Origin of the sequence: Microcoleus sp. S13_C5, from assembly GCF_036700845.1 — a bacterium.
Lineage (GTDB): Bacteria > Cyanobacteriota > Cyanobacteriia > Cyanobacteriales > Microcoleaceae > Microcoleus.
The window spans coordinates 223143-236793 of the sequence record NZ_JAUBPR010000001.1 but is presented as its reverse complement, the minus strand read 5'-3'; the positions used below and the strand labels follow the sequence as shown (position 1 = coordinate 236793).

The following is a 13651-nucleotide window of genomic DNA, read 5'->3' as shown; positions in this document are numbered from 1 at the left end:
TTTTAATTGTGACAAGTTTTCTTTTTTTTCCTTGTATTCTATGGGGTCTGGCTTGCCGCCAACACTTCGACGCATCCTATGCCAACTCATCCTTTTTTTTTAATTATTCTCTTAATTGTTTCCGTACTTATATTAACAGACCATTCTTTTTGGATTTTTTGTACTACTTGCTTTAATTGTTTTGGTTGCAATTTTACCCAGTCTCTAATTTGATCGGATTGTGCGGAATTAAATGTTTCTTTTCTGCCTCTACCTGGTTTATTATATAATCCGAGCATTCCCTCATCTTCCCATCGATTCAACCAGTTATACATGGTCTTATAACTAACTTTAAAGATTTTCATTAAGTTTTTATTTTTGATATTTTGTGAAGCTAAAATCAGGAAATGTGCTCTTTGGCGCACTTGATGATGTCTGCTTTCGCGATAAATTCGGTTTAGCAATTTCAAGGAAAGTGGATTGATATCTCGAAGTAAAAACATATAAAACTTCTTTGAACACAACTTGATATTTTTTATTATATCATATTAGTTGTTTGTGTAATTAATTTTGTTTGACTACTTAGGAAGTTTTATGGCGATTATGTATCTCGACGGCAGCAAACCGAGTGTAACGATCAGCGAAGCAGCGCGCAAATTAGACAGCCGGATGATGGAATTGAAACCAGACTTAACTCAACCGTAATAAGTGGGTGCTGCAAGGTGTAAAAAAATCAGTTTTCTAGCTGCAGATGACACTCATACCATTTTCTATTTTCGATTTTCGATTGGGAATAACTGATTCTGTATGAGTTTGGAACGCGGGGCTACAGTTGCATCTTTTGTGGAAACTGGTATCAGATTAGTTACACTAACAAACCTAGCGCAAAAATAACATAGAAACCGAGTTTTTAGGCTATTCTTACCGAGGATTGTGATGAGATATTTTTGTCAAGTCAACCATATTTTGCTGCCGCTATGGAAAACATAATGCATATTTTTGATGATCGATCGCCATATTTTTTGAGTGTAACTCGCGGCGACTGCACAGTTGTTGATATTGAAGTAACTTCGGAGTATTAAGAATGTTTCTAGAAAGGGGTAGCCCTGCAAAAGTAATAATGTAATGCCATGCAAACGGCGTCTGCATGTCGGATCGAACGCGCGAAAAACATTCTTTCCCCACCACTACCAGAAAGGGTTTGAATTATAACCAGAGACAATCTCGCCGTACAAATACCGCAATTTAGACAGAGTTCCGTCCCCGCTGATTATAGATGGAGAATCTGGTAAGCTATTATCGCCCAGGCGCTCCCGCCTCCGACGTAAAAACTGTTTTGCTGCCACTAAAAAATCTTCGTGATGATTCAAGAAGCTTACAGAAAACAAGCCAGGCTTGCCCTGCTCCGGGTGCGAAGTATGGTAAGCAAGCAAATCGTCTACCGTTTTTTCATAAGCCGCAACCAAGGTCTCAAATTGCTCTAGCCGAAAATCACTGACCGACCTAAACTCAGTAGCAGCCGTCAAAATATCCTCCGCTTCCAAAGTGGCTTTTAAAGAAAAATACCGCAGCTTGAGGGGCTGAGCTTCTAGTTTTTTGAGATGCTCTTGATCGACTTCTTTCCTAACGGTCTTAACCTGTTGTCGCAATTCCAAATTAGCTTTAATAAAGGCATCCCAAGCAGCCATCAGCCGGGGGTGCAAATCCCTACCTTTAGCCATATTGTCGTCCTGATAATTTTCGCGTTTGTAGTAAAGGTTGGCCTCATTCATCAGCGGCGCCAGCGCCACCAGAGCTTTCTGATAGGCATCGGCTGCTGCTTCTAGGGCCTGATTGTGAGGCTCGATTGTCGCAGCTCTTTTGACTGCATAAGCGCACCTATTCGAGTCTTCCAGTTTGTCTACACCGTTGAGTGTTGATTCTTTACCCGTCGGACCAGTTGTGGCATTCGCCCATTCGAGGTAACGGCGCCGACTTTCCAAAACACTTTTAGAGTATTGATTGATGCAGCTCTCGATATAGTAATTGATCTTGTTTGCCACATCCTCCCGATGATCAGAGGCAAGCAGCACCGATTTGTGAGGCGAAAAGGGCTGACCCAGCGGCGGTAGACTGGGCCCTAAAACTGGTTTTAGATTCACTTGGGCTGTGGCTAGCTGAGCGAGGCCAGCACCTTCTGCTAAAATCAAAGCGCCAGCGAGTACGATCGAGGAATGTTTGAATGCGGTGGTGCAAGTCATTGTCTATTTCCTCCTAGTCGGCGTTCTTGTTGCTCTACCGCTGAGTAACATCGAATTATCTTACCACGACACCTATGTCTGTCTCTGTTTCTCTGCAAAACGCCTGCAAGATTTACAACAAAATACCCGTTATCAATGACCTTTCGTTCACGATTGAAGCCGGAGAAATGTTCGGTCTCCTAGGCCCCAACGGTGCTGGAAAATCGACCACAATTCGGATGCTGACTACCCTGACTAAGCCCAGCAGCGGTCAAATCCAGGTAGCTGGATTTGACGTGATGCGGCAAAGCTTGCAAGTGAAACAGTGTATAGGCGAGGCGTCGTGCTCCAACAAATCAGCGTTGATAGTGACCTTTCAGTATGGGAAAATATGGAGTTTCACGGGCGGATGCACCACATCCCAAACCCGAAGCGGCAACAGTTAATTAAACAGTGGTTGGGATATGTAGAATTAGCAGAAAGGCGAGACGACTTAGAAAAAACTTTGTCGGGAGGAATGAAGCGAAGGTTGCAAATTGCCCGAACACTTTTGCATGAGCCGCAAATCTTATTTTTGGACGAACCGACTGTAGGGTTAGACCCGCAAACGCGGCGCCGATTGTGGGAAATAATTTTAGATTTGAACAAGCAGGGAATGACAATGCTGTTAACAACGCATTATATGGATGAGGTGGAGTATTTGTGCGATCGCATCGGCATTATGGACGGCGGCAAGTTAATTCAACTCGGAACGTTAGCCCAACTGCGGCAGCAACACGGTCAAGGGTTAGTGATGAAACAAATAGGCGATCGCTGGGAATACAAGTTTTTGCCTACTCTGGAAGAAGCTAATTTATATCTCGATGCCAAAGATGATAAAAATGGAATGATGGTTCTTCCTTATAATTGAGAGGATATTTTTGTATAATAGCTGACTGGCCGAAAGTTAGGTTGATAAATAGCTAATCGCTAAGTTTGATACTTTAACGTGAAAAAATGGCGATTTCTTAGCAAAAATATCGGAACTCTGGGAAGCAAAAACAAGTTTAACATTCTACTTCTAGGGATTAGGTGCGCCATTACGCACCTATATATAAATTTTATGCGTCCCGGGCTGAGATAAAAAAAATAAAATTGAAATAGTTTGGTTTGGTTCCTCAACCTAACCTACACTATTAATCATTTGTGTAAGGGGAATGTTTATTACCAATTATCATTATTCACGACACGGAAGTTAGTGAGATACGGATAGCTGTTGTTTTGCTGATTCCTTCTTCTTTCTTGCTTCCTCCTTCTTCTTTCAAAGTTCCAATTCCTAATTACTAATTCCCAAATGACTCGCTTAGCCACAACAATAGAAGCCATACTTTACCTAAAAGGTCAGCCGGTCTCAATAGCAGAGATTGCCGAGATTGCCAAGTGCGATCGAGCCGAAGTCGAAGACGCGATCATCGAACTCATGTCTGACTCATCCCGCCGCGACAGTGCATTAGAAGTCGTAGAAACCCCCACGGGATACAGCCTGCAACTCAGAGAAGAGTTTGCCAGTTTAATGCAAACTTTAATACCTCCAGAATTAGGTGTTGGAGCTTTGCGAACGCTGGCGGCGATCGCCCTCAAAGGCGGCATCGCTCAGCCAGACTTAGTTAACTTGCGAGGTTCAGGAGCTTACCAACAAGTGCAGGAACTTGTTGAAATGGGTTTCGTCCGCAAACGGCGGCCGAGTGAGGGGCGATCGTATTGGTTACAAGTTACCGATAAATTTCATCGGTACTTTCAAGTAGACCAACTGCCAAAACAATTGCAAATTGACTTTCAGGCAAATTTGTACCCAAGCAATGACGAGTAGTTTGAAGTAGAATGTAACCAGCCAGAAATTAAGAATCGCCAAATGGTTTTTCACCCTGACTTTGACACCTCCAATGCCCAACAAACCGCAGTCAATCCACTGCTGAAGTACCTCCAACACCAATCCCCGGAGGTTCTAGCCCGCGTGGCCAAGTCCGTCACCCCCGAAATCAGAGAAATTATCTCTCATAACGTTCAAGGACTTGTCGGCGTTTTGCCTTCAGAAAATTTTAACGTCGAAATTACCACCGATCGCGAAAACTTAGCAGGTTTGCTAGCTTCAGCGATGATGACAGGCTATTTTTTGAGGCAAATGGAGCAGAGGATGCACCTAGAAGAAAATTTAGCAAGCACCAGCTCGATTCAACCAAACTCACCCAAAGACAAGTAAAAAGATCAACGGGTTGGGGAAGCCAGAAAGATGAAAGTTGTTCAGAAAAATCAATAATCCTGAATCATGGAGGCACAGGGAATTAAGAAACCGGGCTGTTAACCGGATATCCCTCGCGCTACACCGAGGCTTTTGGTGAAAAAACCCGGTTACTGCTTCCAGGACTATAAAGCATCAGATTCATCTTCCATCCTCCACCCTTGCAACTAATACCAATTTCAAAAAAGAATGCAACTGCAGATAAGCTCCCAATCCTTATGCAGTGAGTCATTCTTAATTATTTAATCGAAAATCGAAAATGGTATTACCCACCAGCGGGGCTACCCGATAGGGGAAAAGCACCTGGACGTACTTTAATTTTCTGAACTTGACCCAAACGGTTAATTTCCACTTCTAGTTCTTTGTCCACAACAGTGCTTTCCACCCGTTCTTGCACGTCCCCTGGAGTGTTCACCGCAATTCCGTCAACTTTTTGAATGACATCTCCGGCGCGCAAGTCCGCTTTTTGAGCGGGGGAATTTTCCACGACTCGCGTCACGGCTACGCCTTGATCGAGGGTAATTTTATTATTATCGAGCTGTTTATTGAGTTCGGCCTTGGTCGCTGCTGTCAAGCTGACCATTTGAATGCCGAGATAGGGATGTTCGGCTTTACCTTTGGCGAATAACTGATCGGAAACTCGTTTGGCGGTTTCGATCGGAATTGCAAATCCCAAGCCCTGAGCGTCCGCGCGGATAGCGGTATTGATGCCAATTACTTCGCCTTGGTCGTTGAGCAGGGGGCCACCAGAATTGCCGGGGTTGATGGCGGCGTCGGTTTGGATGAAGCGGACTCGCTTGTCTGGGATGCCGACTTGAGAACTCGATCGACCTGTAGCGCTGATAATGCCCACAGTCACGGTATTGTCCAGACCTAAAGGATTGCCGATCGCGATCGCCCACTGTCCCGGTACAATATTGTCCGATCGACCCAAAGCCACCTGCGGCAGTTCCTTAGCATTAATCTTAACCACAGCGACATCCGTCAGCGGATCGACTCCCTGCACCTTACCCTCAAACTCGCGGCCGTCTTTGAGCGTCACCTTGACAGTATCCGTCCCGGAGACAACGTGAGCATTAGTAACGATGCGGCCGTCAGAAGTGAGAATAAACCCGGAACCCGTACCTCTCTTGACTCGTTCTTCCGGCTGCGGCAAATTCTCCCCAAAAAACCTACGAAACAAAGGATTTTTGAAAGCTTCGGGCACTTGATTCGCCACCTTGCTTGATGCGTCAATCCGCACTACAGCCGGGCCTACTTTTTCGGCTGCTTCAGCAATAAAATTGGGATTGCTGCGATCAACCGCCCGATTTTCCAGAACTGGAGGAGACGCATAGGGGGGGATTTGCTGGCGTACTACTGGCAAAACCAATCCGGTTTCCAGATTGTTTGAGCCTTGCAGATAGCGATTTCCCAACCATCCCATACCTCCGCCGATCGACACCAAAGTCACATAAAGGGTCGCTTGCTTAAAAGATAAACTCATTTAATAACTCCCGCTAAATACCTCATCCCCGCAGACACGTTCCCAATCAAGCATTTTTGTCTTGGCGACGGGAAGGAAGCGGGGCGGGGCGTACCGCTTCCTCAAGAACATAGCTGTTAACAGGCAGGCACTGATGGGCATCAGAGGCAATTGTTTGCCTGATTTCCCAAGAGCGACTAAAACTAATAATTCTCATCCTAACTTGGCTTAGCCTGGGATTTACAGTCTGGGGGGTGGCTAGAGCTTTCAAATATGCAGATTCACAGGGTTTTAAAATTGTCAACTTTCCGAAATGAATACTTTTTTATGTACATGAAGACTTTTAAACGCTTATTTCCGCTGATTTCTGCACTAATGTGGTCGATCGCACCCGTTGGGAAAACGGCGGCAAATACCGAGATCCCACCTGCAAATCTTCCTTCAGGTACACCTGTAGAAAACCCCGACCCGGCCCGCGACTGCCCGAGTCCGGCTATGTCTCGGTTGCGTCGCCACACTGCGGCCCAGGGCGAAACTATAGAAAGCATCGCGCGGCAGTACAATGTGAATCTTGCGGTGCTGATCGGGATAAATCCTACGTTGCGGGGCGGTCGAGTATCTGCCGGAAGTACGATCGTCATTCCTCCCTACAGTGGCATCGAGGTAGAAGTGCCTGCGGGCTGGAATTGGCAAAAACTGGCAGAAGCTTACAAAGTACCTGCAGATTTGCTATTTGAGGCGAATGGGTGCAGGCCTTTGGGGAAAACGGTGTTTGTGCCTGCGGTGAATAGGTCGATCGGGTCTTCTGCAAATCCCGATGCAACGCCATCGGTGGAAGGATTTCCGCTGCCGGCCCCAGCGGTGGAAGCTTTGCGTTTCGGGCGGCAATTGCATCCGGCGCGGCGCGAATTTTTTTTCCACAGCGGCGTAGATTTTTTGGCGTCGGAGGGTACGCAGGTTTTGGCGGCTGGCGAGGGGACTGTCGCGTTTGCCGGGCCGCAGGGGGATTACGGGAATTTAGTGGTGGTGAACCATCAAGCGGGGAAGCAAACGCGCTACGCTCATTTGAAAGATATTGCCGTAAAAGTCGGTCAAAAAGTGCAGTCTGGAGAAGTTTTGGGAACTGTGGGGACGACGGGAAAACGGGACATTTCGCCATCTCATTTGCATTTTGAAGTTCGGTACAATTCGGGTTTGGGTTGGGTTGCTGAAGACCCGCTGCTTTATTTGCAAGCGACTATTAAAAAATAGGATTTGCGGTTGAATTGCTTCTTCAACCGCAAATCCTATTTTTTTGTATGGCATAGAGTAGCAAGCCCGTGACGAGATTTGAACTCGTGACTTCCTCCTTACCAAGGAGGTACTCTACCACTGAGTTACACGGGCATAAAAAATTAAGAATCTCCAATTAAAAATTTAATTTTTAATTCTTAAACTTTAAATTTTTATTAAATTGAGGTGGGCCGAGCTAGATTTGAACTAGCGTAGGCGTAGCCAGCGGATTTACAGTCCGCCCCCATTAACCACTCGGGCATCGACCCATTTCCATCACAGTTATAAATCCTAGCACCAGAATCTTTATTTGCAACATTATATTTGAAACGCTAATCATTAAGTTGAGAAAATATAAGTGAGTTAGTGGCAGACGGGAAAATTGAACACTGTTTAAGGTGTGCATTGCTAAGTCTAGGCTTGGTGCCCGCCCGGAGCACCCTAAGTCTAGACTAAGAGGAAATCCCTAATTTACTAATTCCCCGGTTTCTTGCAGGGAGTGCAGGCGGCGGTAAATACCTTGTTGACTCAAAAGTTCTTCGTGGCTGCCAATTTCGACGATTCTACCGCCGTCGAGTACGACGATCGCATCGGCTTCGCGAATTGTACTCAGTCTGTGGGCAATAATTATGGTGGTGCGCGTACCGAGGATATTTCGCATGGCTATCTGGATCGATCGCTCCGACTCATAGTCCAAACTAGAAGTAGCCTCATCAAAAATTAACACATCCGGCTCCACCAACAGCGCCCTCGCAATCCCCAACCGCTGCCGCTGACCGCCGGACAACCGCATTCCTCTCTCCCCGACCACGGTATAGTAACCTTGGGGCAACAGCCGCACAAAATCGTCTACTTTGGCGATGCGACAAGCATCCTCAACTTCCTCGAAAGTTGCATTTCTGTTTCCGTAAGTCAAATTTTCCAGCAAAGTACCGTTAAAAACGTCTACTTCTTGGTGGACAATGGCTAAACGCTGGCGGTAGCGAGTCACGTCTAAGCTGCGAATGTCTTCGCCGTCGATCAGAATGCGGCCGGAGTTTGGTTCAAAGTAGCGAAACAGAAGTTTAACTAAAGTCGATTTCCCGGAACCCGATCGCCCGACTAATGCTACAGTCTGACGGGGATGAATCAATAAATTCACATCCTGCAAAACGGGTTTTTGACTGTCATACCCGAAGGTCAAACCGCTGAACTCAACTTTGCCGGTAAATTTATAAGGCGACGCCGATCGAGCATTTTCTGCTAAATTAACCGCATCAACACCGTCTGGCGTTTGCATAAACTCGTGGAACCGGATCATTGAAGAATAGCGGCGCGCCAATAATTCGGCGATAATGCTAATCGGACGCAGTTGGGAATATGCCATGCTTGCCAGGGTGTAGACGGTAACAAAATATCCGAGGGAAATTTTGCCTGCAACTGTGGCTGCTAGGCTAAAACCAAGAACTGAAAACAAACACAACTGGACGATCGTCTGCTGGTATGTCCCCAGGGTGACGTATCCTTTGTGAATGCGGTTGATCACGACTTTTAATTCGCGATCGAGTCTGGTGGTTTGCCTTTTGAGTTCATCGCTTTCTGTCGCAAAAGCTTTGACTGTTTTGATGTTGGTGATAATTTCCGAGTTGCGGCTTTCGGTATCTTCGATGTATTCATCCAGAATTTCTTCCCGCGCAGTCACCTGTTGCAGGCCTTTGAGGGTGAAACTGAGGATAAATAGGAATGAAACCAAAATTAATAAGCCAATCCGCCACTCAATTAACCAGATAACGGCAAAAATGCCGATTAAGCGCACGACTTCGGGGATGAATTCGCCGGCAATTTCTGGGTAAGTCCAAGTATGGTTGGCGATGCCTTTGGCGATGCGGCTGGCAACCCGTCCGGCGTTGTTTTCGTCGTAGAATTCTAGGGGTAAGGTGAGGATTTTGCCGATCGCACTTCTCATTTGATCGCGCCTTGCCCTCAATGGTATCGCCCAGTGGAACCAATTTCCCACCCAAGGCTGTACCGGTGCTTTGGCGACTGTTACCAGAAAAATTATGCCCAGCAAGACGGATAGCGATAATATTTGGTTGGGTGAGTGCTGGGTAACAGAGGCAATCGCTGTTATGAGTTTTTGCGTTACGGTATCTGTAGGTTGACCGGACAATACGTTTAATATTTGACCGATCGCGTAGGGAACAAGCAAATCGGCTAGTGCCAAAACGCTGGATGCGCCTATGCTGTAAACTGATATTTTCCAGTAGCGACTGTAGTATTGGAAAATGTCCTGAAAGCTTGCCATAAATTTGTGTTGAGATACAACCCTTGCAAATACTTGCATCTAAAATTGCGCTGTCGGCGCGCTTTGTTTACAAGTGTACTACAAAAGTAGTTGATCGGGGAGTCATCTCGGCTCATGCTAGCGACTGGCCCGATCGGGTGATTTATAGCAATCCTTCGATCGTCAGCAATCGATCTGCATTCCTAGGCAATAAACTCAAGACTAAGGGTAAAAAAAATGCAAAAGACAGAATTTTTCTTAAATTCTGCCTTCTGACCAAGCTTTCTAATTTTTACGTTTGAGTAGCCTGTTAGCTGAAGGTGTAGGCTGATTGCAGCGCCCACCAGATCAAGAAGCCGATTCCGCCGGCAATGACAATCGCCGACATGGCGATCGCAATTGGGCTGTCAGCTCCCTTGAACTTCATGATTCCGCGATTTAAATCTGACATGACAGTGTTCTCCCACAATTCCAGCTTGATTGTAGCTTTGCCGTCGGCGGATGGCTGTGACTCTTCACGGCAATTACTGATTTGGTTAATAATCTGGCTGCTGAAATTTCAGGTGGGGACTGGCTTTGGGGGTTTTTACGGGGTTTGTGAAAAAAACTTACTAAAAAGACTTGACAAATTCCGAGAATTGAGACAATATTGTTAATACCGCAGGAAATGCGGGTGTAGCTCAGTGGTAGAGCGTCACCTTGCCAAGGTGAATGTCGCGCGTTCGAATCGCGTCACCCGCTTTAGAAAATAAAAAAAGTAAGAAAACCGGAAACTAGATCAAGAAAGTTTTCGGTCTACTCCTAAGGATGGTTGAAAATACCTAAGTTAGTGGTAAGATTGAATGCAGAACTTGCAAGTCAAAATTGCCGATCAGACGATATCTCCGAATAGGCAGTTGAAAGCCTTGTTATGGCGGAATTGACAAGTTTGATTAAGTGGATAGGTTAACGATTATTTTTGTAAAAACGCTTTTTTTATCCGATCGCTAGTGCCATCTCAAAAAGCTCCAAAGATTGACTTAAACGATGAGTACCCCTGTCCTTGCCGACGCCGGGGTCGTTTAGTGCCTATAACGTTGACAGAAGCCTTTGGCTGCAACCGCTGTCAACAAATATTTGTATTGGACGAAAGTGGATACGTGATTGAGCAACTATCAACGAACTATCCTTACAAGCAGGCTTGGCGGTGGACGGGCAACCAATGGAACAGAGCGCATCCGGGTTTGAAGGCCCATTATTTGCCACTGGCTTTGGGTATGATATTGGTGCCGCTAGTGATTTGGTTGCCCTTGGCGCTGCACTCGCCGGGCCCGAATATTATTCTGTGGGCAATGGTCGCCGTGCTGCTAGCAATGTTGCCGGCGCTGATGGTATGGCTGGCTTATAGGCGTTAGCTAGATGATAATAGAGGATTTTACCCATTCGTCAGATGCCGCAAATGTGGCGCGTCGCGCTTACCAAGCTTCTTTGGAGTTGGCTACGACAAAGAGTGCTGATCGCGCTGCCGGTTTGCAGGCGATGGCGGGCGCGCTGAAACGCCGGCAAAATGACATTTTAGAAGCAAATACTCTGGATCTAGAAGCAAGTCGGGACATGGCGATTCCCGAGTTGATTGTGGAGTGGCTGAAGCTGACGCCGGAACGGATCAAGACAACTGTGCAAATTCTGGAACGGTTGGGGGAAATGCCAGATCCGATCGGCAGGGTGATCAATGCTTCTTATCAGGTCGATCGCTGTCAGGTTTACTGTCAGTCGCTACCGCTGGGGGCGATCGCTCTTATTTACGAAGCGTTTCCCGAATTGGGGGCGATCGCAGCCGGTTTGTCTCTCAAAAGTGCTAACAGTTTGATTCTTAAAGGTGGCAGCGAAAGCTGGCAAACTAATACTGTAATTGGAGAAGCTTTGGTGTCGGCGATCGATGAGGTCGGTTTGCCCTCAGGATGTTTGCAGGTACTGCCGCCGGATCGGGGCGCTTCGATCCGAGAATTGGTCACTCAAGACCAATATCTCAATTTAATTATTCCCTACGGCAGGCCAAGTTTGGTGCAGCAAGTAGTAAGGTTATGCACAGCACCAGTTTTGAGGTCGGCAATGGGAAATTGTTACCTTTATTGGTCACCTACTGGCAGTTTGGAGATGGCTAGGTGGATGATTTTGGACAGCCATCAAAGCGTTCCCGATCCTGTTAATGCGATCGAGAAAGTGCTGATTGATCGCAACCAAAAGCCTTCTTCCTTAGTTAGGCTGTGGAACAGTTTAAAAGAAAAAGGCTTTCAAATTAGCGCGGATGCGGATCTCGTGGCAGATTTCCCAGACTTGAAGCTGGCGGAACCATACGAGTGGACTCAACCGTATTTAAACAAAACCATCGCGTTTAAAGTTGTCGATAGTTTAGAGATAGCGATCGGCTGGATCAACCGCTACAGCAGCGGTCACGCTGACTGCATTGCCACTGAATCTTACTTAGAAAGTCGCCAATTTGCTCTGGATGTTAACAGCGCCTCAACTTTTATTAATGCCTCACCTCGGTTTTGGCGCTATCAAAATCGGGGAGATGCGATATTTTTGGGAATGTCCAACCAAAAAGGTTATCGTCGAGGATTGATCGGGTTAGATACGCTGACGACAATCAAAGAAATTGTTCAAGGAAACGGACTTTTTTAATTTTACAGGTTATTTAGGATTGGTTATTGAGATTAAACCCAATTGAAAAGTGGGAGAGTGTTATCGATAAGTAAGCCTTTAAGAGGTGTTTCCAAATTATTTTTATAGGATACAATAATATCTTGGTACAAAAATTAGGCAGCCTTGATCTAAAGCAATTTGATCACAAGCTGCCGAATAGCCACAGTGGAAACAGATAAAATATCCGCAGCCTGACAATAAGCCGCCGGATTTATGTGTGGGTTCCATTTAAAAGTGGGTACGGGATCTAATTAAATTTAGAAACTTATTAAATCACCTGAAAATACTCTTAGCGATAACATGAAATCAAAAAAATTACTCAATACTCTAGACAAGACGGCAACGCCAACTTTAGGCGAAGAAACGCTAATTCACCACTCGGTATATGTTAAAAAATTGCGTCCGCTGCTGCCCTCAGATGCCTTTGAACAAGATCCTAGCAAGTTAGCCATACTATTCATCAACGCTGCTATTTTATTGCTGGGGTGGGGAATTGCTGCTAATCTCGATCGCTGGCCTGTCTATCTTTTATGGCTTTACTTACCTTTAGCCGCGATTATGGGCAATAGTATCATAGTTTTGCTATTTAGCTCCCACGATTTGATGCACGGTAGCGTTCAGAAAAAGTCGCGCCTCACTTATCCGATCGCCTTTTTGGGGCTAAATATGCTGTTCATGCCACCTACTCAGTGGAAAAATCTGCACAACCTCGTACATCACAATAACACGAATTCTTTGGCAGACCCCGATCGCAACTATCTGTACCAGCAACCAGATACTTGGGGAAAATGGATTCAAAATTTGTTTGTACCGTCAGTTGAAGTCAATCCGCTGTGGTTAATTGTAGGGATGGCCGGTTCGTGGTTAGTGCATAATTTCCGCAATCTCACCTCGGTACTGTTATTTAATGATAAATCAGTTAATTATGTACCGGCTGCTTTTACAGTTAGTGCTAAAGATAGAGGGGCGATTGCCTTTGAATGTGTGGGAATTTTAGCCATTCATGCGAGCATTTTGTTCTACTTAGACTTTCATCCGCTAAAAATTTCTCTCAGCTACATTTTGCCGATCGCGATTGGTCATGCAGGGGCAATGTTTTACGTCTATACCAACCACATGGGTTGCCGGATGACCGACATTAATGACCCGCTGATTAACAGTATGTCAGTGCGGGTTCCTAAAATATTTGACCTGCTGCATTTAAATTTTTCTTACCACACAGAGCATCATATTTTCCCCAGCATCAACTCAGATTATTATCCGATGGTGCAAGAGTTGTTGCAAATTCACTATCCCAATCGCATGAATTTAATCGATGCTGGTAAAGCTTGGCGGTTGCTGATGCAAACACCGCGGCATTATCAAGATGAGGTCACCTTCACAGATTCGTCTGGTACAATGTGCGTGAATTGCTCGATCGCTGAAGACTACAAAAGCTGAGAATGGGCACAGGAATTTTCTTTTGGGGTGGGTGTCTCGCCCACTCCAAA

General features: G+C 45.8%; 13 protein-coding genes and 3 tRNA genes. 9 read left to right on the top strand and 7 right to left on the bottom strand.

From position 1 onward, the window contains the following. Window positions 1–86: 86 nt before the first annotated feature. Together QUA04_RS01015 and QUA04_RS01010 are read right to left on the bottom strand one after the other, a co-directional pair. Window positions 87–482 (bottom strand): helix-turn-helix domain-containing protein, encoded by a 396-nt coding sequence (locus QUA04_RS01015; protein ID WP_333252918.1) that lies wholly within the window; start codon window positions 480–482, stop codon window positions 87–89. A gap of 684 nt (window positions 483–1166) precedes the next feature. Then, window positions 1167–2219: a YiiG family protein gene (locus QUA04_RS01010; protein ID WP_333252916.1), complete on the bottom strand. Its 1053-nt coding sequence runs from the start codon at window positions 2217–2219 to the stop codon at window positions 1167–1169. A 74-nt stretch (window positions 2220–2293) separates the two neighbouring features. On the opposite strand from QUA04_RS01010, the gene QUA04_RS29840 reads away from it, so the two are divergent. The 4 genes from QUA04_RS29840 to QUA04_RS00995 all read left to right on the top strand — a co-directional run bounded on the left by QUA04_RS29840 (window position 2294) and on the right by QUA04_RS00995 (window position 4437). Continuing rightward, window positions 2294–2644 (top strand): ATP-binding cassette domain-containing protein, encoded by a 351-nt coding sequence (locus QUA04_RS29840; RefSeq protein WP_445242269.1) that lies wholly within the window; start codon window positions 2294–2296, stop codon window positions 2642–2644. Beyond that, on the top strand, window positions 2542–3108 hold the full coding sequence (locus QUA04_RS01005) for an ABC transporter ATP-binding protein (RefSeq protein ID WP_445242268.1): 567 nt from the start codon (window positions 2542–2544) through the stop codon (window positions 3106–3108). The genes QUA04_RS29840 and QUA04_RS01005 overlap by 103 nt, the downstream gene beginning before the upstream one ends. Window positions 3109–3531: 423 nt before the next feature. Next, on the top strand, window positions 3532–4047 hold the full coding sequence (gene scpB / locus QUA04_RS01000; protein ID WP_333252914.1) for an SMC-Scp complex subunit ScpB: 516 nt from the start codon (window positions 3532–3534) through the stop codon (window positions 4045–4047). Between the two features lie 42 nt (window positions 4048–4089). Further along, a complete protein-coding gene (locus QUA04_RS00995; protein WP_333252912.1) occupies window positions 4090–4437 on the top strand; it encodes a DUF760 domain-containing protein in 348 nt (115 codons plus the stop codon). 304 nt (window positions 4438–4741) lie between these two features. On the opposite strand, the gene QUA04_RS00990 is transcribed toward QUA04_RS00995, so the two are convergent. Continuing rightward, complete coding sequence (locus tag QUA04_RS00990) at window positions 4742–5962, bottom strand: HhoA/HhoB/HtrA family serine endopeptidase (protein WP_333252909.1); 1221 nt, start codon at window positions 5960–5962, stop codon at window positions 4742–4744. Between the two features lie 306 nt (window positions 5963–6268). On the opposite strand from QUA04_RS00990, the gene QUA04_RS00985 reads away from it, so the two are divergent. Continuing rightward, window positions 6269–7192 carry a M23 family metallopeptidase gene (locus QUA04_RS00985; protein WP_333252907.1) on the top strand — a complete coding sequence of 308 codons (924 nt, stop codon included), beginning with the start codon at window positions 6269–6271 and terminating at the stop codon, window positions 7190–7192. A 63-nt stretch (window positions 7193–7255) separates the two neighbouring features. Here the strand turns inward: QUA04_RS00985 and QUA04_RS00980 are convergent. From QUA04_RS00980 to QUA04_RS00965, 4 genes are all read right to left on the bottom strand, one after another. Next, window positions 7256–7327, bottom strand: a tRNA-Thr gene (locus QUA04_RS00980). Window positions 7328–7400: 73 nt separating this feature from the next. Continuing rightward, window positions 7401–7482: transfer RNA gene (locus QUA04_RS00975), tRNA-Tyr, on the bottom strand. A gap of 197 nt (window positions 7483–7679) precedes the next feature. Then, window positions 7680–9497 carry an ABC transporter ATP-binding protein gene (locus tag QUA04_RS00970; RefSeq protein ID WP_333252905.1) on the bottom strand — a complete coding sequence of 606 codons (1818 nt, stop codon included), beginning with the start codon at window positions 9495–9497 and terminating at the stop codon, window positions 7680–7682. A 289-nt stretch (window positions 9498–9786) separates the two neighbouring features. Further along, window positions 9787–9927, bottom strand: a complete 141-nt coding sequence (locus QUA04_RS00965; protein ID WP_333048933.1) for a hypothetical protein — start codon at window positions 9925–9927, stop codon at window positions 9787–9789. A gap of 218 nt (window positions 9928–10145) precedes the next feature. Here QUA04_RS00965 and QUA04_RS00960 point away from each other — a divergent pair. From QUA04_RS00960 to QUA04_RS00945, 4 genes are all read left to right on the top strand, one after another. Then, window positions 10146–10217, top strand: a tRNA-Gly gene (locus tag QUA04_RS00960). 248 nt (window positions 10218–10465) lie between these two features. Then, window positions 10466–10870: a hypothetical protein gene (locus QUA04_RS00955; protein WP_039888086.1), complete on the top strand. Its 405-nt coding sequence runs from the start codon at window positions 10466–10468 to the stop codon at window positions 10868–10870. Window positions 10871–10874: 4 nt separating this feature from the next. Beyond that, window positions 10875–12140, top strand: coding sequence for a glutamate-5-semialdehyde dehydrogenase (locus QUA04_RS00950; RefSeq protein ID WP_333048932.1), 1266 nt, complete (start codon window positions 10875–10877; stop codon window positions 12138–12140). 321 nt (window positions 12141–12461) lie between these two features. Beyond that, the gene (locus QUA04_RS00945; protein ID WP_333252903.1) at window positions 12462–13601 is read left to right on the top strand and encodes a fatty acid desaturase; all 1140 of its coding nucleotides are present in this window, start codon (window positions 12462–12464) and stop codon (window positions 13599–13601) included. The last annotated feature ends 50 nt before the right edge of the window (window positions 13602–13651 follow it).

Coding starts and splice junctions, on each gene's coding strand:
- QUA04_RS01015 (WP_333252918.1), bottom strand. CDS start 482: ATGTTTTTACTTCGAGATATCAATCCACTTTCCTTGAAATTGCTAAAC.
- QUA04_RS01010 (WP_333252916.1), bottom strand. CDS start 2,219: ATGACTTGCACCACCGCATTCAAACATTCCTCGATCGTACTCGCTGGC.
- QUA04_RS29840 (WP_445242269.1), top strand. CDS start 2,294: ATGTCTGTCTCTGTTTCTCTGCAAAACGCCTGCAAGATTTACAACAAA.
- scpB (WP_333252914.1), top strand. CDS start 3,532: ATGACTCGCTTAGCCACAACAATAGAAGCCATACTTTACCTAAAAGGT.
- QUA04_RS00995 (WP_333252912.1), top strand. CDS start 4,090: ATGGTTTTTCACCCTGACTTTGACACCTCCAATGCCCAACAAACCGCA.
- QUA04_RS00990 (WP_333252909.1), bottom strand. CDS start 5,962: ATGAGTTTATCTTTTAAGCAAGCGACCCTTTATGTGACTTTGGTGTCG.
- QUA04_RS00985 (WP_333252907.1), top strand. CDS start 6,269: ATGTACATGAAGACTTTTAAACGCTTATTTCCGCTGATTTCTGCACTA.
- QUA04_RS00970 (WP_333252905.1), bottom strand. CDS start 9,497: ATGGCAAGCTTTCAGGACATTTTCCAATACTACAGTCGCTACTGGAAA.
- QUA04_RS00965 (WP_333048933.1), bottom strand. CDS start 9,927: ATGTCAGATTTAAATCGCGGAATCATGAAGTTCAAGGGAGCTGACAGC.
- QUA04_RS00950 (WP_333048932.1), top strand. CDS start 10,875: ATGATAATAGAGGATTTTACCCATTCGTCAGATGCCGCAAATGTGGCG.
- QUA04_RS00945 (WP_333252903.1), top strand. CDS start 12,462: ATGAAATCAAAAAAATTACTCAATACTCTAGACAAGACGGCAACGCCA.